The sequence below is a fragment of the Streptomyces sp. NPDC052236 genome (genome assembly GCF_044548015.1).
Taxonomy (GTDB): Bacteria; Actinomycetota; Actinomycetes; order Streptomycetales; family Streptomycetaceae; genus Streptomyces.
In genome coordinates this window covers 16,561-37,798 of record NZ_JBIUBL010000041.1, presented here as the reverse complement: position 1 = coordinate 37,798, position 21,238 = coordinate 16,561, and the positions used below count along the sequence as shown (strand labels likewise).

The window sequence follows — 21,238 nt, the reverse complement described above, 5'->3', positions numbered from 1 at the left end:
CCGGAGGCGGGCGGGGACTCGGCCTCAGGAGCGGGCTTCGCCGAGGACGAGGCGTCGGTCCCGCGTGAAGCCGGTCCGCAGGGCGACGCGCCCCCGCTGGGCACCGCGAGGGGGGAGGCGTCGGCCCCGGCGCTTGCCGAAGGTGAAGCCGGTGGTCCCGCGCGGGAGGCGCGTGAGGAGCAGTCCCCGGGCACGGCTGGGTCTGAGCCCGGCGAGCGCCCGCTGCGCGGCAGAGCCGCGCAAGGGGCTCGCTCGGCGGAGGCGGACGAGGCGTCGGCTCCGGAGTCTGCCCGTGGAGCCGGTCGTCCCGTGGCGGGCGACCCGCAGAGGGACGCGCCCTCGTTGCGCGGCTCCGCCACGCGGAAGGGCGCCCCGGGCGCCGCTGCGGCGGGCGGGCCGCGAGAGCGTGTGCGGGCGCCGGGCGGGGCCGGGCAGGGCGTAGTGTCCCCGGACCCGGAAGCGGGCGAGGCGGACGCCTCAGGGGCCGACGGCGGGCGCTTCACCGTGCGGCTCGACAACTTCGAAGGGCCCTTTGACCTTCTCCTTCAGCTCATCTCCAAGCACAAGCTCGATGTGACCGAGGTCGCCCTCTCCAAGGTCACCGACGAGTTCATCGTGCATATCCGGGCCATGGGGCCCGACTGGGATCTCGACCAGACCACCGAGTTCCTCGTCGTCGCCGCGACACTGCTCGACCTCAAGGCCGCCCGGCTGCTGCCCGCCGCCCAGGTGGAGGACGAAGCCGATCTCGCCCTGCTCGAAGCGCGTGACCTGCTCTTCGCGCGCCTGCTTCAGTACCGCGCGTACAAGCGGATCGCCGAGATCTTCAGCGCGCGGCTGGAGGAAGAGGGCAGGCGCTATCCGCGGACCGTCGGGCTTGAGCCGGACCACGCAGAGCTGCTGCCCGAGGTTGTCATCAGCATCGGTGCCGAGGGCTTCGCCAAGCTCGCCGTGAAAGCCATGCAGCCCAGGCCCAGGCCGCAGGTCTACACCGACCACATCCACGCACCCCTCGTGTCCGTACGCGAACAGGGCGAAGTGGTCGTCGCGCGCCTGCGGGAGGCCGGGGAGCTGAGCTTCCGGGAGCTTGCCGCCGACGCCCCCGACACGCTCACCGTCGTCGCCCGGTTCCTCGCGCTGCTGGAGCTCTACCGCGAGAAAGTCGTCGTCCTGGAGCAGGAGGACGCCCTCGGCGAGCTGATGGTCCGCTGGACCGGCGGCGACGGTGACGAGCGCCTCGTCCTCACCGATGAGTTCGATCAAGAGGTTCGTCCGAAACAGGAGCAGGAGCAGAACGAGTGAGTGCGCTCAAGCCCGCCCTCGAAGCCGTCCTCATGGTCGTCGACGAGCCGGCCACCGAGGAACACCTCGCCAAGGTCCTGGAGCAGCCCCGCCGGGCCGTCGCCGACGCCCTGCGCGAGCTCGCCGACGAGTACACCGTCCAGGGCCGCGGGTTCGAGCTGCGGCTCGTCGCAGGCGGCTGGCGCTTCTACTCGCGGGCCGAGCACGCCGACTCCGTCGAGCGCTTCGTCCTGGACGGGCAGCACGCCCGGCTCACCCAGGCCGCCCTGGAGACCCTCGCGGTCGTCGCGTACCGCCAGCCGGTCAGCCGATCGCGCGTCTCGGCCGTGCGCGGAGTGAACTGCGACGGCGTCATGCGGACCCTCCTCCAGCGCGGTCTGGTCGAGGAGGCGGGCACGGAACCCGAAACAGGTGCGATCCTGTACAGGACGACGAACTACTTTCTGGAGCGGATGGGCCTGCGAGGCCTGGACGAGCTCCCGGAGCTCGCGCCCTTCCTCCCGGAGGCGGAGGCGATCGAGGCCGAGACACAAGAGGGTGTGCCGTCGTTCGATCCGGACGCACCGGACACCCCGGAAACACACGCAGACGACAAGACGGAACTTTGATGCGAAGCAGCGGCAGGAACAGCGGAAGCGGCAACCGGGACCCTCGGGGTGCCGGTGGCAAGGGGCGCGACGACAAGCAGAAGCGCGCGGGCCGGCCCCGTCCCGAGGAGCGCCGTTACGACGTCGGCGGCAGCCAGGGTTCCGAGGGCGGCAAGCAGGGCGGCGGCGGCAAGCCGGGCGGTGGCAGGCCGGGCGGCGGCAAGCCGGGCGCTGCCGGTGCCAAGCCGGCCGGCGCACGCGGCGCGGCAGCACGCGGCGGCGCCAAGGGCGGCCCGAAGACCCCGCAGGCGGGCCCCGTGCGCCGTGGCCCGCACGGCCAGCGCGAGCCCGCCCGCTCCCGTGAGCTCGACGCCAAGATCGAGCAGCGCAACCGGGACAGGTACGCCGACGAGCCGCAGGTCAAGACCCCCAGGACCACGTCCGACGCGGACCAGGAAGGCGAGCGCCTGCAGAAGGTGCTGGCCCGCGCGGGCATGGGCTCCCGCCGTGCTTGCGAGGAGCTGATCGAGCGCCACCGCGTCGAGGTCAACGGCGAGATCGTCACCGAGCAGGGGAAGCGCGTCGACCCCCAGCACGACGAGATCAAGGTCGACGGACTGACCGTCGCCACCCAGTCGCATCTCTTCTTCGCGCTGAACAAGCCCGCCGGCGTCGTGTCCACCATGGAGGACCCGGACGGCCGCCAGTGCCTCGGTGACTACGTCACCAACCGCGAGACCCGCCTGTTCCACGTCGGCCGGCTCGACACCGAGACCGAGGGCATCATCCTGCTCACCAACCACGGCGAGCTGTCCCACCGGCTGACCCACCCCAAGTACGGCGTGAAGAAGACCTACCTCGCCGCCATCCAGGGCCCGCTCCCGCGCGACCTCGGCAAGCGGCTCAAGGACGGCATCCAGCTGGAGGACGGCTACGCCCGCGCCGACCACTTCCGCGTCGTGGAGAACACCGGCAAGAACTACCTGGTCGAGGTGACCCTCCACGAGGGCCGCAAGCACATCGTCCGCCGGATGCTGGCCGAGGCCGGTTTCCCGGCCGACCGGCTCGTACGGACGTCCTTCGGGCCGATCCCGCTGGGCGACCAGAAGTCCGGCTGGCTGCGCCGCCTGACCAACACCGAGGTCGGCATGCTGATGAAGGAAGTCGGTCTCTAGAGACCCGCTGTACGAGAGTTCACACGGGAAGCCCGCGGCCGTCCGAGCCGCGGGCTTCCCGCGCCTTGTGGGACCGGCCCGCGCACCTTTATAGTCAAACTGACTATTAAGGAGTACGGGTGTGAGTCTCGCGGACATCGTCGAACCCCTGCAACAGCCGCTGTTCACCGTTCTCGACACTCCGGTGAACTGGACCGAGGTCCTCGGCTTCGGCAGCGGCGCGCTCTGCGTCTGGCTCGTCGCCCGCCGGCACCTCTTCTTCATCCTGCTCTTCACCCAGGCAGGCCTGTACGCGGACGCGGGCCTCCAGATCGTCTTCATCACCCTCGCCGCGTACGGCTGGTGGACCTGGACCCACGGGGGTGGACCAGGTCTCGACGGGCTGCCGGTGCGTCGTACCACGCGCACCGAGTGGACCTGGCTGCTCGCGGCGGGGGTGGTGGGGATCATCCGCGCGCACCACCGCTCTGTCGCTGCAGGCGACGTACGGGCAGATCGCCGCCGACTGGTCACGCGATCCGCCGCATGGCAGCGGGACCGGCGGGACCTGGCGGAGGCGACGGCATGAAGGTCTACCGGCACGGCCTGGTGCTCGGGAAGTTCTATCCACCCCACGCGGGCCACCACCACCTCGTACGGACCGCCGCCGTGGAATCGATCGGCCTTGAGCCGGTCGACGCCGAGTCCGTCTGCGTCGACCGCGACCGCACCGTCTGCCCGGTCTCCGGTACGGCGGCGCGCAAGGACCCCGTCGGCTGCTGGGACTTCCTGGAACCGCCGGTGCGCGCCGCGCTCGCCCGCCGCGTGGTCGTCCGCGGCGCCGAGTCGACGGGCACCACCCTGGACGAGGTCGCGCGGACCGTCGTCCTCACGGGACCGCACGAGCAGCGGCTCGCCGCCGCAGTCACCGCCGTGGACGCCCTCCTCAACCAGGGCTGGGACCTCGCCGACCCTCTGCCGGAGCGCCGCTGATGTCGCCGATGCAGGGCTACGACCCGGGCTCCTTCCCGGCCTTCGCCGTCACCGTCGACCTCGCCGTCTTCACGGTCCGCGAGGGACGGCTGCACGTCCTGCTCGTGGAGCGCGGCGAGGAGCCGTACAAGGGCGCCTGGGCGCTGCCGGGCGGTTTCATACGACCCCGGGAGTCCGCCGAGCTGGCCGCCCGCCGCGAGCTGGCCGAGGAGACCGGTCTGTCCAGGGAGACCGTCGCCGATCTCCACCTGGAGCAGCTGCGCACCTACAGCGCCCCGGACCGCGACCCCCGCATGCGCGTCGTCTCCATCGCGTACACCGCGCTCCTGCCGGATCTGCCGGAGCCGCGCGGCGGCGGGGACGCGGCCCGCGCCCGGTGGGCGCCGCTCGCCTCCGCGGGCCGGCTCCTCGCCGCCGGCCGGCTCGCCTTCGATCACGACACGATCCTCAGCGACGCGCACCACCGAATCGGCGCCAAGCTCGAGTACACCTGCCTGGCCACCTCCTTCTGTCCGCCCGAGTTCACGCTCGGCGAGCTCCAGCAGGTCTACGAGACGGTCTGGGGCGTCGAACTCGACCGCCCCAACTTCCGGCGCAAGGTCCTCGCCACACCCGGCTTCGTCGAAGCCGTCGAGGGCCCGCCGCGCCGCACCGGCGGCCGGGGCAAACCGGCCGCGCTCTACCGGGCGGGCGCCGCATCGGCCCTGCACCCTCCACTCATGAGACCGGAAGGACGGCAGACACCATGAAGACCACGACCACATGGTCCACGAGGACCATCACCAAGCAAGCGGCCACCGGCTCGCTGATCGGGCTCGCGCTCGGGGACGCGCTGGGCTTCCCGACCGAGTTCAACGACGTGCCGCAGATCCTCTCCAAGTGCGGTCCCTGGCGGGAGATGGAACTCCCCAGGCCCGCGATCGTCACGGACGACACCCAGATGACGCTGGCCCTCGGGCGCGGCATACGCACCGCGATGGACCACGGGCTGCTGACCGCCGCCGGGCTGACCGGCCCGGTGCGCGACGAGTTCGTCGCCTGGAACCGCTCCCCGGAGAACAACCGGGCACCCGGCCGCACCTGCATGGTCGCCTGCGAACAGATCGAAACCGGCATCCGTGGCGGCCGGCCCTGGCAGGAGGCGAGCCAGATCGGTTCCAAGGGCTGCGGCGCCAATATGCGGGTCGCGCCCATCGGACTCGTACCGGGCCTGAGCGAGGAACAGCGCGCGGGCGCCGCGCAGTTGCAGTCCGCGCTCACCCACGGCCACCCCACCGCGCTGGCGGCGAGCGACCTCACGGCCCGCGCGGTGTTCCTGCTGGCGCAGGGCGCGGAGCCGCTGGGCCTGGTGGGGCAGCTGCGCTCGTACGCGTACGAGAACCGCAGCCGCTACTACGAGCGCTGGCTCGGCAATCTGTGGACCTACTCCCACGACCCGACGCCCGGGGCCTTCATCGCGCGCGGCTGGGACGAGTGCCTGCGGGTCCTTGAACGGCTCGTGACGGCCCTGCGCGCGGCCAACCCGGAGACCGACCCGTGCCTGGCCACCGGAGACGGCTGGATCGCCGAAGAGGCGCTCGCCACGGCGCTGCTGTGCTTCCTGCTCTTCCCCGAGGAGCCGGTCCTGGCGCTGCGCCGGGCAGCCTGCACCAAGGGCGACTCGGACTCGATCGCCTGCCTCACGGGCGCGTTCGCGGGAGCGCACCTGGGAGCGGGCGCCTGGCCCAAGGAGTGGTCCGAGCGGATTGAGTACCGCAGCGATCTGATGTCGCTCGGCGCGCTCTGGGACGCTTGATCCATGACTGATCCACTGACTCGTCCGCCGACCGATACGACCGATCCGCTGGACATGGAGCTCGGTCCCGTCGTCGCCGAACAGCCCGACCCGCTGCTCTTCGCCACCGTCTCCGGGGCGCATCTGTACGGGTTTCCGTCGCGGGACTCGGACGTGGACCTGCGGGGGGTCCATCTGCTGCCCGTCGAAGAGCTGTTGGGCCTGCATGAACCGGAGGAGACCCGGTCCCGGATGTGGGACCGGGACGGCGTCGAGATGGATCTCGTCACGCACGACGTGCGCAAGTTCGTACGGCTGATGCTGCGGCGCAACGGATACGTACTGGAACAGCTGCTGTCGCCGCTGGTGGTGCACACCTCGGAAGCGCACGCGGAGCTGGTGGCGCTCGCCCCCGGCGTGCTGACCAGCCATCACGCCCACCACTACCGGGGGTTCGCGAACACCCAGTGGCGGCTCTTCGAGAAGACCGGCGAGATCAAACCGCTCCTGTACACCTTCCGCGCGCTGCTCACCGGCATCCATCTGATGCGCAGCGGCGAGGTGCAGGCGCATCTGCCCACCCTCCTCGGGGAGGTCGCCGCCCCGGGCGGGCTCCCCGGACTGATCGCGGCCAAGGCGGAGGCCGAGCACGGCGCCGCCTCCGGGGTCGACCGCAGGCGCGCGAGCGCCGACGCCCAGGTGCTGCACGCCGTACTCGAAGAGGCGCGGCTGGCCTCACGGCTGCCCGACGAGCCCACCGCCTACGAGGCCCTGCGCGACTTCGTGGTCCGCGTACGCCTGGAGAGCTGACGCCCGGCGCGTACGGAAGAGGAAGTCCGCCACCCGCGCCCGGTCGGGCTCGGGTGGCAGCGGGGAGCCGGGCGCCGCCGCATCGGCCTCCTCGGCGAGGCGCGCCATCCACGCTTCGACCCGCGGCCAGGGCACCTCGCCCCGCTTGACCTGGAGCAGCCGCTCGCGGTCCGCGCCGACGTCGATGACGAGCTCGCCGGTACGGAGCAGATCGCGGCAGGCGATGAGGAGGCGCAGCAGATGCATGGCGTGCTTCCAGCGCGGGGCGCCGTGGTGACGGACGTCCGCCTCCAGCTTCTTGCGCTGGCCGACGGCGTAGAGCACGAACGTCTGGTGGGCGGCGCGGGAGAGGAACGCGTCGCGCAGGGCGAGCAGTTCGCGGCCGGTGGCGTCGGCGTACTCGACGAGAGGGGAGTGCAGGCACTCCAGGACGTTGGGGTTGGCGCGCAGGGCCAGCTTCAGGAAGCGCTCCAGCTCCCAGCTGAACTGCTCCTCGGCCGGGCCCTCGACATGGGTGGGGGGCTTGTCGAAGCGCCAGAAGAGCGAGGCGGGCGCGACGAAGACCCCGCGGCGGTCCGTGTCGCTGCCGTCCGTGGCCAGTCCGAAGGCGCGCGAGCCCATCACACAGGAGTAGACCGTGTGGTCACGGACGAATGAGGCCGCGTCGGGGCTCGCGTCGGGGGTCATGCGCCAGAGCGTAGGTGAGGCGACCCCGATCGTACGGACCCCGACCCATGACTACGCTGAACTGAGCATTCGCATCACAGTCAGAAGGAGCACGACGTGGCGGTACGAGCGGTCCGCGGAGCCGTCCAGCTGGAACGGGACGAAGCCGGGCACATGCACGAGCAGGTCAGCGAGCTCGTCACCGCCATCCTGCAACGGAACGGGCTCGTCGTGGACGACCTGATCAGCGTCTGGTTCACCGCCACACCCGATCTGCACAGCGACTTCCCCGCGGCCGCGGCCCGCAAGCTCGGCATCGTCGACGTACCCCTGATCTGCGCGCAGGAGCTGGACATCGCAGGCGCCATGCCACGCGTCGTACGGATCCTCGCGCACGTGGAGTCCGAGCTGCCCAGATCAGAGATCGCGCATGTGTACCTCGGTGCCGCGGCCGCCCTCCGCAAGGACATCGCCCAGTGAGAACCGCCGTCGTCATCGGAACCGGTCTGATCGGTACGTCCGCGGCCCTGGCCCTGGCCGGCCGCGGGGTCGCCGTCCACCTCGCCGACCACGATCCGGAGCGCGCCCGTACCGCCGCCGCCCTCGGCGCGGGCACCGACGAGCCGCCGCCAGGACCCGTCGACCTGGCGATCATCGCCGTACCGCCGGCGCATGTGGCCGTCACGCTCGCCGCCGCGATGCGCGCCGGGACCGCCCGCGGCTATCTGGACGTGGCCAGCGTCAAAGGCGGCCCGCGCCGCGAGCTGGAGGCACTGGGCGCCGATCTGAGCGGCTACATCGGTACGCATCCGATGGCGGGCAAGGAGAGCTCGGGCCCCCTCGCCGCCACCGCCGACCTCTTCGAGGGCCGCCCCTGGGTCCTCACACCCACCCGCGACACGGACACCGAGGTCCTCAACCTCGCCCTGGAACTGGTCGCGCTCTGCCGGGCCGTCCCCGTGGTCATGGACGCCGACGCCCACGACCGGGCGGTCGCCCTCGTCTCCCACACCCCGCAGCTGATCTCCTCGATGGTCGCCGCGCGCCTGGAGGAGGCGGACGAGACGGCGGTACGCCTCTGTGGCCAGGGCATCCGCGATGTGACGCGGATCGCGGCGTCCGACCCCGGCATGTGGATCGAGATCCTCACCGCGAACCCGGGCCCGGTGGCGGACGTGCTGGCCGGGGTGGCGGCGGACCTGGACGAGACGGTCCAGGCGCTGCGCTCCCTGCAGTCCTCGGACGAGGTCAAGCGCCGGGGCGGCGCGCAGGGCATCGAGGACGTGCTGCGCCGGGGCAACGCCGGGCGGATCCGGGTCCCGGGCAAGCACGGGCAGGCGCCGACGTCGTACGAGATCGTGGCCGTGCTGATCAGCGACCAGCCGGGGGAACTGGCACGTATCTTCGCGGACGCGGGCCGGGCGGGCGTGAACATCGAGGACGTACGGATCGAGCATGCGACAGGCCAGCAGTCGGGCCTGGTGCAGCTGATGGTGGAACCGGTGGCGGCCCCCCGGCTGAGCGCCGCGCTGAGCGAGCGGGGCTGGTCGATCCGGCAGTAGGCGCCGGGCGGCCGTGCCCCCCTCAGACCAGCGCGGGACCAGCGCGGGACCAGCGCAGGACCAGTGCGTGCCGGGCGCGGCCGAATCATCGGTAACCTTGGGGTGGCCCCAGCTCCACTCCGGCCACCCCTCTTCGCGTACCAGGAAGGTGTCCGACACCGTGGAACCCGTGATTGTCGCCATCGATGGCCCCTCCGGCACGGGCAAGTCGAGCACCTCCAAAGCTGTGGCCGCCACCCTGGGGCTGAGCTACCTGGACACCGGCGCCCAGTACCGGGCGATCACCTGGTGGATGATCAGCAACGGCGTCGACGTCAACGACCGCGCCGCGGTCGCCACCGCCGCCGCCAAGCCCGTCATCGTCTCCGGCACCGACCCCGCCGCCCCGACCATCACCGTCGACGGCGCGGACGCGTCGGGCCCCATCCGTACGCCCGAGGTCACCGCCAAGGTGTCCGCGGTCAGCGCGGTCCCCGAGGTGCGTACCCGGGTCACCGAGCTGCAGCGCTCCATCGCCGCCGCCGCCGACAAGGGCATAGTGGTCGAGGGCCGCGACATCGGCACGACCGTCCTGCCGGACGCGGACCTCAAGATCTTCCTGACCGCCTCGCCCGAGGCCCGCGCGGCCCGCCGCTCCGGCGAGCTCAAGGGCTCCGATGTCACGGCCACCAGGGCAGCGCTGCTCAAGCGGGACACGGCCGACTCCAGCCGTACGACGTCCCCGCTGGCCAAGGCGGCCGACGCGGTCGAGGTGGACACCACCGACCTGACCTTGCAGCAGGTCATAGAATGTGTCGTCACCCTGGTCGAGGAACGGCGGGCCGGGCGGTGACCGTACTGACCACACTGATCGGACGGTCTTCGGAAGGCACGCCCTCCGCGAAGGGCGCCGCGGTCGGCCGGGGCATCGGCATCGCGCTGATGTACGGGCTGTGGAAGCCGCGGGTGCTGGGCGCCTGGCGGGTTCCGGCCGCCGGTCCTGTGATCCTCGCCGTGAACCACACGCACAACATCGACGGGCCGATGGTGATCGGCACCACCCCCCGTCCCGCACACTTCCTGGTCAAGTCGGAGGCGTTCGTCGGCCCCCTTGCCGCGTTCATCCACCGGACCGGCCAGGTGAGGGTGGACCGTTCGATCGCCGATCGCTCCGCCATCACCCGCGCGCTGAGCGTGCTGGAGAACGGCGGGGTCCTCGGGATCTTCCCCGAGGGCAGGCGGGGTGAGGGCGACTTCGCCTCGCTCCGCGCCGGACTCGCGTATTTCGCGGTGCGCAGCGGGGCGCAGATTGTTCCGGTGGCCGTTTTGGGAAGCACTGAGCGCCGCGGACGGTTGATACGAGGGCTGCCGCCGCTGCGCGGCAAGGTGGACATCGTCTACGGCGATGCCTTCGTGGCGGGCGACGGCTCCGGCCGTCGTACGCGCACAGCGCTGGACGACGCCACCGTACGTATCCAGGAGCGGCTGAGCGCCCACCTGGAAAACGCCAAGCGTCTCACCGGGCGCTAGGCGAAACTTGCTGCCTGGCGGGATTTGCCGCTCGGCGAGACAGCGAGACTTGAGTAGTGGGCCGCGGACCGTGGTCCATCGATGAACCGAACGAGGTAAGCACTTCATGAACGACCAGATCCACTCCGGCGACCAGCACGGGGAGCTTGGCGACGCCGAGTACGCGGAGTTCATGGAGATCGCCGCACAGGAGGGCTTCGAGCCCGAGGAGGTCGAGGGCGCGATCGGTGAGGCCAGTCACGGCCCGCTGCCCGTCCTCGCCGTCGTCGGCCGCCCCAATGTCGGCAAGTCGACCCTCGTGAACCGCATCATCGGCCGCCGTGAGGCCGTCGTCGAGGACAAGCCCGGCGTCACCCGCGACCGCGTCACCTACGAGGCCGAGTGGTCGGGCCGCCGCTTCAAGCTGGTCGACACCGGCGGCTGGGAGCAGGACGTCCTCGGCCTGGACGCCTCCGTCGCCGCTCAGGCCGAGTACGCGATCGAGACCGCCGACGCGGTGGTCTTCGTCGTGGACTCCACGGTCGGCGCCACTGACACCGACGAGGCCGTCGTCAGGCTGCTGCGCAAGGCCGGCAAGCCCGTCGTGCTCTGCGCCAACAAGGTCGACGGGCAGAGCGGCGAGGCGGACGCCACCGCCCTGTGGTCGCTCGGCCTCGGCATGCCGCACCCCGTCTCGTCGCTGCACGGCCGCGGTACGGGCGACATGCTGGACGCCGTCCTGGAGGCGCTGCCCGACGCCCCGGCCCAGACCTTCGGCGAGGCCATCGGCGGACCGCGCCGTATCGCCCTGATCGGCCGCCCGAACGTCGGCAAGTCGTCGCTGCTCAACAAGGTCGCGAACGAGGACCGCGTCGTCGTCAACGAGGTCGCGGGCACCACCCGCGACCCGGTCGACGAGCTGATCGAGCTCGGTGGCGTCACCTGGAAGTTCATCGACACGGCCGGCATCCGCCGCCGGGTCCACCTTCAGGAGGGCGCGGACTACTACGCCTCGCTGCGTACCGCCGCCGCCGTGGAGAAGGCGGAGGTCGCGGTCATCCTGATCGACGCGACCGAGTCCATCAGTGTCCAGGACCAGCGGATCATCACGATGGCCGTCGAGGCGGGGCGCGCCCTGGTCGTCGCGTTCAACAAGTGGGACAACCTCGACGAGGAGCGCCGCTACTACCTGGAGCGCGAGATCGAGACGGAGCTCGCGCAGATCGCCTGGGCCCCGCGGGTCAATGTCTCGGCCCGTACCGGCCGCCACATGGAGAAGCTGGTCCCGGCGATCGAGACGGCGCTGGAGGGCTGGGAGACCCGGATCCCGACCGGTCGGCTCAACGCGTTCCTGGGCGAGATCGTGGCCTCGCACCCGCACCCGATCCGGGGCGGCAAGCAGCCTCGTATCCTCTTCGGCACGCAGGCGGGGACGAAGCCGCCGCGGTTCGTGCTCTTCACTTCCGGCTTCCTGGAGCACGGCTACCGCCGCTTCGTGGAGCGCAGGCTGCGGGAGGAGTTCGGCTTCGAGGGCACTCCGATCCACATCTCGGTGCGGGTGCGCGAGAAGCGGGGCCGTAACAAGTAACCCGCCGTAACGCCCGCGGTAACGGCGTCACAGACCCTTGCGTGGCGCCGGGGGCACCGCCACCAGGCGGTGCCTGCTGCTGCGTAGATCCAGGTCGCCCAGGTCGCCCAGGTCGCTCAGGTGGTCCATGTCGCCGAAGCGTTTGAAGCGGAGATCTTCCTCCCCGCTCCGGTCGCCCGGCAGCGCCCGGAAAGACCTGCGGTACTCGGAGTACAGCGCGTCGTAGATGGGTGTGGGGGAGCGGCCCGCCGTCGCGTCGGGCGCGAGACGCCTGGCGGGGACCGGACTGTGGTACGCCCTGCGGGTGGTGTCGACGTCATAGGAATGCACGTACGTGAAACGACCCGGTAGTCGGACGGATGCGGGCTGCGGGGAGCTGCATTCTTCCGGGGGATGCGCGCGGACGTGCGCCGTTGGTACGTCGTGGAGGTTCGCTTTCTCGTGCGCCTCGCTCATGTGCCCGTGAGCGGCATGGCCGCGGCCACCAGGCGGCCACCGGCCGCGGCCTTCTCCAGCGCCTCGCGCAGGAGGTCCTCGCGCGGCTGCTGCCCGATGGAGCCGACCGGCGCGGCGAACACCAGGACGGTGTGGGACTTGTTGGCGGCGGCGCGCCAGCCCTCGGTGACCTGGAGCGGCTGATGCGCCTGCCACCAGGCGACCGGGCTGCCGCTGCCGTCCGTGCCCGGCTGGAGCACGGCGTGCAGCTGGCCCATGGCCAGCAGGACGGACCAGCCGGACAGCACGCCGGGCCGCTGATTCACATCGTGGACCGGTGTGAAGCCCTGCTCGATGAGGAGCGGGAGAAAGTCGTCGCCGCCGTGGCCGGTGGTGCCGGGGCGGGCGATGGGCGCGGTCGGCTCGACCACGAGGGCGGGGAGTAGTTCGCCCGCGATCAGGACGAGACCGCTGGTGATGCCGAGGATGGCCTGCCCGGGGGCGGCGTCGGGGAGCTGCGTCCGGGGCGTCTGCGTCTGCATGTGTGTCTGCGGCTCCTCGCGGGTGATGGACCGTACAGCGCCCTGCAACTGGTCCTCGGCGACCCTGACGACCTGCGAGGGGATGCAGGTGGCGTGGGCGAAGGCGAGCACGGCGGTCTCCTCGCCGACGAACAGCACGGTGCTGGTCCGCTCCCGGTCGGTATCGCCGGGGGTGCGGCAGGAGGTGCAGTCGTAGCTGCCCGGGGCGTTCTCACCGGCGAGCAGCCGGTCGGCTTCTTCGTCGCCGATCTCGGCGCGTACGTCCTCGCTGACGTCGAGCATGCGCGGCACGGGTGGCTCCTCGGACTTGGGCGGACTGGACTAAAGAGCTCAACGGGTGATCTGCGGCGGAGTCACGCGCGAAGAGGAACGGAAACGAACCATCCGCGGCGCGCGGTGAGACGGGGCGCGGAGTCGGTCCCTGTGGGCCAACAGTGGCTGTTCCCAAGGGACTTGGGCCGGTGGGCCGGGGCGTGGCCCGTTCCCTGATAGGTAGACAAATGATGAAATCAGGGAATCAAGCGGTTGGCTGAAACTAGCCGATACCGCCAGTAACGGGTGCCGGGTCGGCCGAGCGGGTGGGGTCGGCCGCGCTGTGCGCGTGGCACCGGCCCGGACGCCGGTGTGCTGCCTAGCGTGGCCCGATGTCGATCTCGAAGCTCTGTATCCGACGGACGGCGTGGCCTGCTGTGCTGCTGGCGTCCGTGCTGCTGACACTCACTCCGCTGAGCGGTGCGTACGCCGCACCCGGTGCGTCCGCACCGCCGGGTTCGTACACGTCGACCGGTTTGTCCGGCTGCGCGGCCAAGGGTGGGCCCTGGAGCTGTCTCGCCCAGTGCGAGAGCAGCGGTCGCTGGCACGCCAACACCGGCAACGGCTACTACGGCGGCCTGCAGTTCCGGCAGTCGACCTGGAAGAAGTACGGCGGACTCGTGTACGCGCCGCGCGCGGACCTCGCCACCCGCAAGGAGCAGATCAAGGTCGCGCGGGAGGTCCTGCGTATGCAGGGGTGGGGGGCGTGGCCCGCCTGTGCCAAGCGGTACGGGCTCAGGGGCCGGGCTCACACGGTCGAGCCGGGCGACACGCTGTATTCGATCGCCAAGCGCTACCGGACACCGGGCGGCTGGCGGGCGTTCTACGCGGCCAACAAGAAGGTGATCGGCAGCTCTCCGAACCTGCTGACCGTAGGCACGATACTTGCCATCCCGAAGACAGCGGCGGCGACAGTGGGGGCGCCGGCAGCCCGGTTGCCTCTGCGCTGAAGACGACGGAGCCGCGCCGCGGTTCATGAACGACGACCGGCATTCAGCCGTTGTTCCGCGGTGAGGGTCCCCTACACCGCGCGCTGATCCGGTACGAGTACAAGCCCCCGGCGCGCCCGCTCGCGCGCGTGGAGACCGGTGACGTCGCTGCCGCGCCACACCACCCGCCCGCGGACAGCGGCACGGCCCCGGAGAGGGCGCCCGGCGCGGTGGTACGGCCCGAGCCGTTGCGCCCGACGAGCACGCTCAGCGCGGCGGCGGGCACGTCCCGGAGTGGGGAGACGACCCGGAACTGTTTCACCGTGCCCCAGCTCTCCTGCATGCCCTGGCCGACAAGTACAGTCCACTCCTGCACACACGAAGACCAGGGGGACGCGGCGGCGTATGCACATCTCTTTCCTGCTCCACAACGCGTACGGAATCGGCGGGACCATCCGGACGACGTTCAACCTCGCCCAGAACCTGGCCGAGCGCCACGACGTCGAGATCGTGTCCGTCTTCCGCCACCGCGACGAGCCGACCATGGGAGCCCCCGCGGGCGTCACCATGAAACACCTGGTCGACCTGCGCATGCAGAGCCCCACCTGCGACGTCCACGACCCGGAGTACAAGCGGCCCGCCAAGGTCTTCCCGCGCGCCGACGGCCGCCACAAGCAGTACAGCCGCCTCACCGACGCGCGGATCGCCGCCCACTTGGGGTCCCTGCGGGCCGATGTCGTCGTCGGCACCCGCCCCGGGCTGAACGTCCACATCGTCCGCCAGACCCGGCCCGGCCCGGTCCGCGTCGGACAGGAACACCTCACACTCGACGGCCACGGCTACCGGATGCGCCGCGAGATCGAGCTCCGTTACCCCCTTCTCGACGCGCTCACCACCGTCACCGAGGCGGACGCCCGCGCCTACCGCACCCGGCTGAAGCTGCCCGGCGTACGCATCGAGGGCATCCCCAACGCCGTGCCCGCGCCCGCCATCGCGCCCGCCGACTCCTCCGCCAAGTGGATCATCGCGGCCGGTCGCCTCACCAAGGTCAAGCGGTACGACCTGCTGGTCAAGGCATTCTCCAAGGTGGTCGCCGCCCGCCCCGACTGGCGGCTGCGGATCTACGGCACCGGCGACGCGACCGGCAACGAGAGGAACGCCCTGCGCGTCCTCATCGAGGAGCGCGGACTGAACAACCACGTCTTCCTGATGGGGAACGCCAACCCGCTGGAGCCCGAGTGGGTCAAGGGCTCGATCGCCGCCGTCACCTCCAGCCGTGAGTCGTTCGGCATGACGATCGTCGAGGCGATGCGGTGCGGCGTACCCGTCGTCTCCACCGACTGCCCGCACGGGCCCCGCGAGATCATCGAGGACGGCGTGGACGGCCGGCTGGTGCCGGTCGGCGACGTGGACGCCATCGCCGACGCGCTGCTCGCGCTGATCAACGACGACGATCTGCGGCGGCGCACGGGGCAGGCGGCGCTCGCCGCCTCCGCCCGTTTCGACCCGGCGCGGATCGCCGAGCGCCACGAGGCGCTGTTCACCGAGCTGGTCGGGCGTAACGAGTCCGGACGCTCGCGCAGCGCGGCGCGCGACGCGCTCCACCGCGGCCGGGGCGTGCTGTACGGCGGGATCTACTCGCTGCGCGACCAGGCCGTCACCGTGATTCGCGCAGGCATCCGGAAAGGGAAGAAGACCTCATGACCGCGTCCACATCCGTCTCCACCCCTGATTCCGCCGAGCGGCGGGCGCCGCGGGCCGACTGCATAGCCGACTCGGCCGGCGGCCTCACCTTCGACCTGGCGGGCGCGGGCGCGCCGGACGCCGTCCTGGTGTTGAAGCGGCGCGGCTCCACGGACCCGGCGGACGAGACGCGGCTGCCGCTGACCCCCTCCGGTGAGGGCACCTCGCGCGCCGTGCTGCCCAGCACGGTCGAGCTGGCCGAGGGCCACTGGGACGTGTACACCGATGACGAGCCCGTCGAGCCGGGCAGCCGGGATCTGCGGGCGCTCGTCGACCGTGCTCCCGACGCCGACCGGGTCGCCGCGCGCGTCCCGTATCCGACGGCGGGCGGCCACCTCACGGTCCGCAGCTGGCTCCGCGCGCCGCACGCGGAGGCGGGCGACATCGGCCTCGCGGCGGAGCGGGGCGCGATAACGGTGGAGGGCATGCTCTACGGGGCCGAGCTGGCCGAGGGCGCGGTGGCCGAGGCCCGGCTGCGTACGGGCGACCGCGACGCCGACCGGGTGCACGCGGTGCCGGTGCGGGGCGAGGGCCGGTCCTTCGGCTTCACCCTGACGTACGGGCCGATGGCCGAAAAGTCCGTGGCCAAGGAACAGCTGTGGGAGCTGTGGCTGCGCCCCGCGGCGGATGCGCCCGGGATACGGATCTCCCGCATCCTGGACGACATCTGGGACAAGAAGGGCATCTTCGTCTACCCGAGGCTGGTCGCGGGCAAGTGCCGGGCGGCCGCCTGCTACACCAGCGACAACGATCTCTGCGTACGCATCACCGTCGCCAACTGAGCCGGCTTGCGGACAGTCGCTGTCCGCAAGCGCTGACAGACTTACCTCATGTTGGAAACCTCGGCACGCCTGCTCCGACTGCTGTCCCTCCTCCAGGCCCACCGTGAATGGTCCGGCGCCGACCTCGCCGACCGGCTCGGGGTCACGCCGCGCACCGTACGCCGCGATGTCGACCGGCTGCGTGAACTCGGCTACCCGGTCAACGCCAGCCCCGGCACCGGCGGCGGCTATCAGCTCGGCGCGGGCGCCGAGCTCCCGCCGCTGCTGCTGGACGACGAGGAGGCGGTGGCCGTCGCGGTCGGCCTGCGCACCGCCGCCGGCCACGGCATCGAGGGCATCGGCGAAACCTCCGTACGCGCCCTGTCCAAACTGGAGCAGGTGCTGCCGAGCCGCCTGCGCCACCGGGTCGGCGCGCTCAACGCCTTCACCGTGCCGATGCTGCGCGGACAACAGCGCTCCACCGTCGACGCGAGTGTGCTGACCGAACTGGCCAACGCCTGCCGGGACAGCGAGCGGCTGCGCTTCGAATACCTCGACCACGGCGGCGCCGCGACCCGCCGCACCGTCGAACCGCACCGTCTGGTCTGCACCGAGCGGCGCTGGTATCTGGTCGCCTGGGACGTGGACCGCGCCGACTGGCGTACGTTCCGGGCCGACCGGATCACACCGAAGCCGCCGCACGGCCCGCGCTTCACGCCGCGCACCCCGCCGGCCGAGGATCTCGCCGCGTACGTCTCGCGGGGCGTCTCCACGCGCGCGTACGCGGCACACGCGGTCGTCCGGCTCCATACGTCCGCCGAGGAGGCGGGCCGGATCATCGGCCCCTCGGCCGGAACGCTGGAGGCGGTCGACGACAGCACCTGTGTGCTGCGCACGGGGGCCGCGAGCCTGGATGGGATGGTGGTCCATGTGATGCTCATGGGCGTGGACTTCGAGGTGATCGAGCCGCCGGAGCTGACCGAGTACATCAGAACGATCCGGGACCGTCTTTCCCGGGCCCTGGCTCTGGCTCCGGGAGACTGATCCCCTCCGGCCCTTCTCCCGACCGCTGCAGGGCCGCGTGCGCGGGGTGGTGCAGATCGAAGGCGGGCGACTCGGAGCGTACGCGGGGAATGGCCACGAAGTTGTGGCGTGGCGGCGGGCAGGACGTCGCCCACTCCAGCGAACGCCCATATCCCCACGGGTCGTCCACCTCCACCTTCTTGCCGTACTTGGCGGTCTTCCAGATGTTGTAGAGGAACGGCAGCGTGGAGAGGCCGAGCAGGAACGAGCCGATGGTCGAGATCGTGTTGAGCGCGGTGAAGCCGTCGGCCGCCAGATAGTCCGCGTACCGCCGTGGCATGCCCTCCGCGCCCAGCCAGTGATGGACCAGGAAGGTGGTGTGGAAACCGACGAACAGCGTCCAGAACTGGATCTTGCCGAGCCGTTCGTCGAGCATTTTGCCGGTGAACTTGGGCCACCAGAAAGAGAAGCCCGCGAAGGTCGCGAAGACGACGGTGCCGAAGACGACGTAGTGGAAGTGCGCGACCACGAAGTACGAGTCGGTGACATGGAAGTCCAGCGGCGGCGAGGCCAGGATGACGCCGGTCAACCCGCCGAACAGGAACGACACCAGGAAGCCGACGGCCCACAGCATCGGCGTCTCGAAGGACAGCGACCCCTTGAGCATCGTCCCCGTCCAGTTGAAGAACTTCACCCCGGTCGGGACCGCGATCAGGAAAGACATGAAGGAGAAGAACGGCAGCAGCACCGCGCCGGTCGCGAACATATGGTGCGCCCACACCACCACCGAAAGCCCGGTGATGGCCATGGTCGCGGCGACCAGCGTGAGATAACCGAAGATCGGCTTCCGGGAGAACACCGGGAGGATTTCGGTGACGATGCCGAAGAACGGCAGCGCGATGATGTAGACCTCGGGATGCCCGAAGAACCAGAACAGGTGCTGCCACAGCAGCGCCCCGCCGGACTCGGGCTGGAACACCACCGATCCGAACTGCCGGTCCGCCTCCAGCACCAGCAGCGCCGCCGCGAGTACCGGGAACGCGAACAGCACCAGGATCGAAGTGAAGAGCACATTCCAGGTGAAGATGGGCATCCGGAACATGGTCATGCCCGGCGCGCGCATCCCGATGATGGTGGTGATGAAGTTGACCGCGCCGAGGATCGTGCCGAAGCCGGAGAGCGCGAGCCCCATGATCCACATATCCGCGCCGATGCCCGGGGAGCGCTCCAGGGAGTTGAGCGGCGCGTACGCGAACCAGCCGAAGCTCGCCGATCCGCCCGGTGTCAGCAGCGAGCCGAGGACGATCAGGGCGCCGAAGAGGTAGAGCCAGTACGAGAGCATGTTCAGCCGGGGGAAGGCCACATCCGGCGAGCCGATCTGAAGCGGCATGATCTCGTTGGCGAAGCCCGCGAACGCCGGGGTCGCGAAGAGCAGCAGCATGATGGTGCCGTGCATCGTGAAGGCCTGGTTGAACTGATCGTTGTTCATCAGCTGGAGCCCCGGGCGGGCCAGCTCGGCCCGCATGATCAGGGCCATCAGACCGGCGATCAGGAAGAAACCGAACGACGTGATCAGGTAGAGATGCCCGATCTTCTTGTGGTCGGTGGTGGTCAGCCAGTCCACGAGCACCCGGCCCGGCTGCCGGACCCGGCCCGGACCGGCTGTGGCTTCGGCGGTCTGCGTCCTCATCGCTGCCCCCTTGGCTGTCCGCGGCTCGCGCTTCGGTCATTCGTATCGGGTCGTATCAGGTTCCAGACATGATGCTCGCCGTCGGCTCGCCTTCAACAGGGTGCGTAGGCCACGGGGTGGGACTCCAGCCAAGAGAGCGCACGCGGATACGGGGGGATTCTGTAAGGAACCCGTGAATTCTCTACGGCCCCGTCAATTCATACTCGATCGCCTGTCCGGGGCATTCTTGTCAGGAATTGGGCATGGTATCCAAGGGCAGCGGAATTACGGTGCAAGCCGCTCTGGACTGCTTGTTCGAGTGGCGGAGTTCGGGCCGAACGCACGTCCCGCTCCTGTGACAGAAGCGTGACGAGTGGCGTACGGGGGACGGACATGGGGGTGCGGTCGTAGCGTGGTCCCCGGCTTCCGTTGCCCTCCCCGGCCGCTTACGGTGGGTGGCATGGCACCCACACCGACCCCACCCGGACAGCCCGACGACACCCCCGCGTCGTACGTCGGCCTCGCCGCCGAGGGCGCCGAGGCGCTGGCGCGCAAGCGCGGCTGGACCACCGTCAGGTCGCTGCCGCCGGGCGCGATCATCACCATGGAGTACCTGGTGGGTCGGCTGAACTTCGAGGTCGAGGCGGGCAGGGTCATCCGCTGCTGGCCCGGCTGACCTTCCCGTACATCCACCGCGTACGACGATGGCCCCGACCGTGGAAACGGTCGGGGCCATCGTCGTCGTACGGATCGGATCGGCTCGGTCAGCCGCCCGTGACAGGCCGTGAGGTCGGCGGACGGCGGCTGCCGGACGGCGTGACGGGCATCCGGTCCGAGCGCACCGGGTGCGGCGGGCGCTGGGCGAGCTGCGTCGTCGTGGTCCTGCCGCTTCCGCTCCCGCCCCCGTTGGTGTTGGAGTTGGCGTTGGACGCGGCCCGGGCGGAGCCGCTGGCGGACACCGGCTGTTCGGCGACCTTGGGGGGGCCTGCCTGCGGGAATATCGTCGGCCGCGAACCGCCCGTGGCGACCGGCAGCGTCGGAACCAGCCGGCGACGCGCACGCCACTGCTCGCGCAGCGCGAAGACCCAGGCCTCCGCACGGCCGATCAGCGGCTCGCACCAGGGCAGCCCGAGCAGGATCAGCAGACCCGCCGCCCACCCCAGCAGCACATCGCTCAGCCAGTGCGTACCGAGATACACCGTCGTCAGGCCGACCCCGAGGGAGACCACGGCGGAGAAAGCCGACAGATAGCGTCTGGCCCGCGGAGTGGTGGCCAAATACGCCAGGATTCCCCAGGTCACGACGGCGTTCGCGGTGTGCCCGGAGGGAAATATATCGCCGCCGGCGAACAGTTCGGCGGATCCGATCTCGGTCGCGTAATGGGGGCCGAGGCGCCCGAGACCGATCTTGACCGCGCCGACGGTCACGTTCAGAAGCAGCAGCGAAGCGCCCAGGACGAGCAGCGGACGCAGGGTGTGCTGACGCCAGGAGCGCCAGCCGAGCCACGCCGCGACCATCACGGCCGTGGGGCCGCGCTGGCCGAGCACCACGAAGTAGTCGAGGAAGGCATGGAGCTCCGGCCACTGCTGGTAGGGCCGGAAAAGCATGATTTTCCAGTCGATGATCACCAGCCAGGACGACGCCAGCACGGCGACGACGATGGCGAAATAGAACGCCGATGTCCCGCCGAAGAGGGCGAGACGGATGCGGCTCATCCGCGGGATCTCTATCTTCGGCGGTTCCGGCTCCCGGTCCAGGCGGGCGAAGATGTCGGTACGCACGGAATCGACGTTACAGCGAGTGAGTGTCGGGCCAGGCACATCCGGGCTGTTCGTGATGACGATGTGATGTGGAGTATGTCTCAGCTCCACCTTTATCCCAGGTCAATACGGAAATCCTG

Annotated in this window: 21 protein-coding genes and 3 pseudogenes; 18 read left to right on the top strand and 6 right to left on the bottom strand. The window is 70.7% G+C overall.

Annotation, left to right across the window (positions count from 1 at the left end):
- The first annotated feature begins 222 nt into the window (after positions 1 to 222).
- The 8 genes and pseudogenes from ACIHCQ_RS40850 to ACIHCQ_RS40815 all read left to right on the top strand — a co-directional run bounded on the left by ACIHCQ_RS40850 (position 223) and on the right by ACIHCQ_RS40815 (position 6,620).
- On the top strand, positions 223 to 1,302 hold the full coding sequence (locus ACIHCQ_RS40850; RefSeq protein WP_399674083.1) for a segregation and condensation protein A: 1,080 nt from the start codon (positions 223 to 225) through the stop codon (positions 1,300 to 1,302).
- Between the two features lie 32 nt (positions 1,303 to 1,334).
- Complete coding sequence (gene scpB, locus ACIHCQ_RS40845) at positions 1,335 to 1,910, top strand: SMC-Scp complex subunit ScpB (RefSeq protein ID WP_399674082.1); 576 nt, start codon at positions 1,335 to 1,337, stop codon at positions 1,908 to 1,910.
- The gene (locus ACIHCQ_RS40840) at positions 1,910 to 3,064 is read left to right on the top strand and encodes a pseudouridine synthase (protein WP_399674066.1); all 1,155 of its coding nucleotides are present in this window, start codon (positions 1,910 to 1,912) and stop codon (positions 3,062 to 3,064) included. Before scpB ends, ACIHCQ_RS40840 begins: the two co-directional genes overlap by 1 nt.
- Positions 3,065 to 3,185: 121 nt before the next feature.
- Positions 3,186 to 3,558, top strand: a pseudogene (locus tag ACIHCQ_RS40835) (nicotinamide mononucleotide transporter); the annotation flags it as partial.
- Between the two features lie 70 nt (positions 3,559 to 3,628).
- A pseudogene (locus tag ACIHCQ_RS40830) lies at positions 3,629 to 3,904 on the top strand (transcriptional regulator); the annotation flags it as partial.
- Between the two features lie 131 nt (positions 3,905 to 4,035).
- Entirely contained in the window at positions 4,036 to 4,785 is a 750-nt protein-coding gene (locus ACIHCQ_RS40825) for an NUDIX hydrolase (protein WP_399674065.1), read from the top strand.
- Positions 4,782 to 5,831 (top strand): ADP-ribosylglycohydrolase family protein, encoded by a 1,050-nt coding sequence (locus ACIHCQ_RS40820; protein ID WP_399674064.1) that lies wholly within the window; start codon positions 4,782 to 4,784, stop codon positions 5,829 to 5,831. The genes ACIHCQ_RS40825 and ACIHCQ_RS40820 overlap by 4 nt, the downstream gene beginning before the upstream one ends.
- 3 nt (positions 5,832 to 5,834) lie before the next feature.
- Positions 5,835 to 6,620 (top strand): DNA polymerase beta superfamily protein, encoded by a 786-nt coding sequence (locus tag ACIHCQ_RS40815; protein WP_399674063.1) that lies wholly within the window; start codon positions 5,835 to 5,837, stop codon positions 6,618 to 6,620.
- Here the strand turns inward: ACIHCQ_RS40815 and ACIHCQ_RS40810 are convergent.
- Positions 6,546 to 7,307: a DNA polymerase beta superfamily protein gene (locus ACIHCQ_RS40810; protein WP_399674062.1), complete on the bottom strand. Its 762-nt coding sequence runs from the start codon at positions 7,305 to 7,307 to the stop codon at positions 6,546 to 6,548. The genes ACIHCQ_RS40815 and ACIHCQ_RS40810 overlap by 75 nt on opposite strands.
- Before the next feature lie 96 nt (positions 7,308 to 7,403).
- Here ACIHCQ_RS40810 and aroH point away from each other — a divergent pair, with 96 nt between their 5' ends.
- From aroH to der, 5 genes are all read left to right on the top strand, one after another.
- Entirely contained in the window at positions 7,404 to 7,766 is a 363-nt protein-coding gene (aroH, locus tag ACIHCQ_RS40805) for a chorismate mutase (RefSeq protein ID WP_399674061.1), read from the top strand.
- Complete coding sequence (locus tag ACIHCQ_RS40800) at positions 7,763 to 8,848, top strand: prephenate dehydrogenase (RefSeq protein WP_399674060.1); 1,086 nt, start codon at positions 7,763 to 7,765, stop codon at positions 8,846 to 8,848. Before aroH ends, ACIHCQ_RS40800 begins: the two co-directional genes overlap by 4 nt.
- A 148-nt stretch (positions 8,849 to 8,996) precedes the next feature.
- Positions 8,997 to 9,680, top strand: a complete 684-nt coding sequence (gene cmk / locus ACIHCQ_RS40795; RefSeq protein ID WP_399674059.1) for a (d)CMP kinase — start codon at positions 8,997 to 8,999, stop codon at positions 9,678 to 9,680.
- Complete coding sequence (locus tag ACIHCQ_RS40790) at positions 9,638 to 10,357, top strand: lysophospholipid acyltransferase family protein (protein ID WP_399674057.1); 720 nt, start codon at positions 9,638 to 9,640, stop codon at positions 10,355 to 10,357. Before cmk ends, ACIHCQ_RS40790 begins: the two co-directional genes overlap by 43 nt.
- Positions 10,358 to 10,463: 106 nt before the next feature.
- Positions 10,464 to 11,924: a ribosome biogenesis GTPase Der gene (der, locus tag ACIHCQ_RS40785; protein ID WP_399674055.1), complete on the top strand. Its 1,461-nt coding sequence runs from the start codon at positions 10,464 to 10,466 to the stop codon at positions 11,922 to 11,924.
- Between the two features lie 27 nt (positions 11,925 to 11,951).
- On the opposite strand, the gene ACIHCQ_RS40780 is transcribed toward der, so the two are convergent.
- Together ACIHCQ_RS40780 and ACIHCQ_RS40775 are read right to left on the bottom strand one after the other, a co-directional pair.
- Positions 11,952 to 12,254 carry a hypothetical protein gene (locus ACIHCQ_RS40780; protein WP_399674053.1) on the bottom strand — a complete coding sequence of 101 codons (303 nt, stop codon included), beginning with the start codon at positions 12,252 to 12,254 and terminating at the stop codon, positions 11,952 to 11,954.
- Between the two features lie 122 nt (positions 12,255 to 12,376).
- On the bottom strand, positions 12,377 to 13,192 hold the full coding sequence (locus ACIHCQ_RS40775) for a hypothetical protein (RefSeq protein WP_399674051.1): 816 nt from the start codon (positions 13,190 to 13,192) through the stop codon (positions 12,377 to 12,379).
- Positions 13,193 to 13,545: 353 nt separating this feature from the next.
- Between ACIHCQ_RS40775 and ACIHCQ_RS40770 the strand changes: the two genes are divergently transcribed.
- The gene (locus tag ACIHCQ_RS40770; RefSeq protein WP_399674049.1) at positions 13,546 to 14,163 is read left to right on the top strand and encodes a transglycosylase family protein; all 618 of its coding nucleotides are present in this window, start codon (positions 13,546 to 13,548) and stop codon (positions 14,161 to 14,163) included.
- 74 nt (positions 14,164 to 14,237) lie between these two features.
- On the opposite strand, the pseudogene ACIHCQ_RS40765 reads toward ACIHCQ_RS40770, so the two are convergent.
- A pseudogene (locus tag ACIHCQ_RS40765) lies at positions 14,238 to 14,425 on the bottom strand (ATP-binding cassette domain-containing protein); the annotation flags it as partial.
- A gap of 122 nt (positions 14,426 to 14,547) precedes the next feature.
- On the opposite strand from ACIHCQ_RS40765, the gene ACIHCQ_RS40760 reads away from it, so the two are divergent.
- Genes ACIHCQ_RS40760 through ACIHCQ_RS40750 form a run of 3 tightly spaced genes read left to right on the top strand, consistent with a single transcriptional unit; the run spans position 14,548 to position 17,690 of the window.
- Positions 14,548 to 15,846, top strand: a complete 1,299-nt coding sequence (locus tag ACIHCQ_RS40760; protein WP_399674047.1) for a glycosyltransferase family 4 protein — start codon at positions 14,548 to 14,550, stop codon at positions 15,844 to 15,846.
- Positions 15,843 to 16,667, top strand: a complete 825-nt coding sequence (locus tag ACIHCQ_RS40755; protein ID WP_399674045.1) for a hypothetical protein — start codon at positions 15,843 to 15,845, stop codon at positions 16,665 to 16,667. The genes ACIHCQ_RS40760 and ACIHCQ_RS40755 overlap by 4 nt, the downstream gene beginning before the upstream one ends.
- Positions 16,668 to 16,715: 48 nt before the next feature.
- On the top strand, positions 16,716 to 17,690 hold the full coding sequence (locus ACIHCQ_RS40750) for a helix-turn-helix transcriptional regulator (protein ID WP_399674043.1): 975 nt from the start codon (positions 16,716 to 16,718) through the stop codon (positions 17,688 to 17,690).
- On the opposite strand, the gene ctaD is transcribed toward ACIHCQ_RS40750, so the two are convergent.
- Positions 17,635 to 19,359 carry a cytochrome c oxidase subunit I gene (gene ctaD / locus ACIHCQ_RS40745; RefSeq protein ID WP_399674040.1) on the bottom strand — a complete coding sequence of 575 codons (1,725 nt, stop codon included), beginning with the start codon at positions 19,357 to 19,359 and terminating at the stop codon, positions 17,635 to 17,637. The genes ACIHCQ_RS40750 and ctaD overlap by 56 nt on opposite strands.
- Before the next feature lie 439 nt (positions 19,360 to 19,798).
- Here ctaD and ACIHCQ_RS40740 point away from each other — a divergent pair, with 439 nt between their 5' ends.
- A complete protein-coding gene (locus tag ACIHCQ_RS40740; RefSeq protein ID WP_399674038.1) occupies positions 19,799 to 20,014 on the top strand; it encodes an I78 family peptidase inhibitor in 216 nt (71 codons plus the stop codon).
- 88 nt (positions 20,015 to 20,102) lie between these two features.
- On the opposite strand, the gene ACIHCQ_RS40735 is transcribed toward ACIHCQ_RS40740, so the two are convergent.
- Positions 20,103 to 21,119, bottom strand: coding sequence for a phosphatase PAP2 family protein (locus tag ACIHCQ_RS40735; RefSeq protein ID WP_399674036.1), 1,017 nt, complete (start codon positions 21,117 to 21,119; stop codon positions 20,103 to 20,105).
- Between the last annotated feature and the right edge of the window lie 119 nt (positions 21,120 to 21,238).

Bases quoted from the DNA above. Each gene is read 5' to 3' on its own strand.
- ctaD (WP_399674040.1), bottom strand. From the start codon at position 19,359: ATGAGGACGCAGACCGCCGAAGCCACAGCCGGTCCGGGCCGGGTCCGG.
- ACIHCQ_RS40770 (WP_399674049.1), top strand. From the start codon at position 13,546: ATGTCGATCTCGAAGCTCTGTATCCGACGGACGGCGTGGCCTGCTGTG.
- ACIHCQ_RS40840 (WP_399674066.1), top strand. From the start codon at position 1,910: ATGCGAAGCAGCGGCAGGAACAGCGGAAGCGGCAACCGGGACCCTCGG.
- scpB (WP_399674082.1), top strand. From the start codon at position 1,335: ATGGTCGTCGACGAGCCGGCCACCGAGGAACACCTCGCCAAGGTCCTG.
- ACIHCQ_RS40760 (WP_399674047.1), top strand. From the start codon at position 14,548: ATGCACATCTCTTTCCTGCTCCACAACGCGTACGGAATCGGCGGGACC.
- ACIHCQ_RS40740 (WP_399674038.1), top strand. From the start codon at position 19,799: ATGGCACCCACACCGACCCCACCCGGACAGCCCGACGACACCCCCGCG.
- ACIHCQ_RS40755 (WP_399674045.1), top strand. From the start codon at position 15,843: ATGACCGCGTCCACATCCGTCTCCACCCCTGATTCCGCCGAGCGGCGG.
- ACIHCQ_RS40815 (WP_399674063.1), top strand. From the start codon at position 5,835: ATGACTGATCCACTGACTCGTCCGCCGACCGATACGACCGATCCGCTG.
- ACIHCQ_RS40790 (WP_399674057.1), top strand. From the start codon at position 9,638: ATGTGTCGTCACCCTGGTCGAGGAACGGCGGGCCGGGCGGTGACCGTA.
- ACIHCQ_RS40750 (WP_399674043.1), top strand. From the start codon at position 16,716: ATGTTGGAAACCTCGGCACGCCTGCTCCGACTGCTGTCCCTCCTCCAG.
- ACIHCQ_RS40810 (WP_399674062.1), bottom strand. From the start codon at position 7,307: ATGACCCCCGACGCGAGCCCCGACGCGGCCTCATTCGTCCGTGACCAC.
- ACIHCQ_RS40820 (WP_399674064.1), top strand. From the start codon at position 4,782: ATGAAGACCACGACCACATGGTCCACGAGGACCATCACCAAGCAAGCG.
- ACIHCQ_RS40825 (WP_399674065.1), top strand. From the start codon at position 4,036: ATGTCGCCGATGCAGGGCTACGACCCGGGCTCCTTCCCGGCCTTCGCC.
- der (WP_399674055.1), top strand. From the start codon at position 10,464: ATGAACGACCAGATCCACTCCGGCGACCAGCACGGGGAGCTTGGCGAC.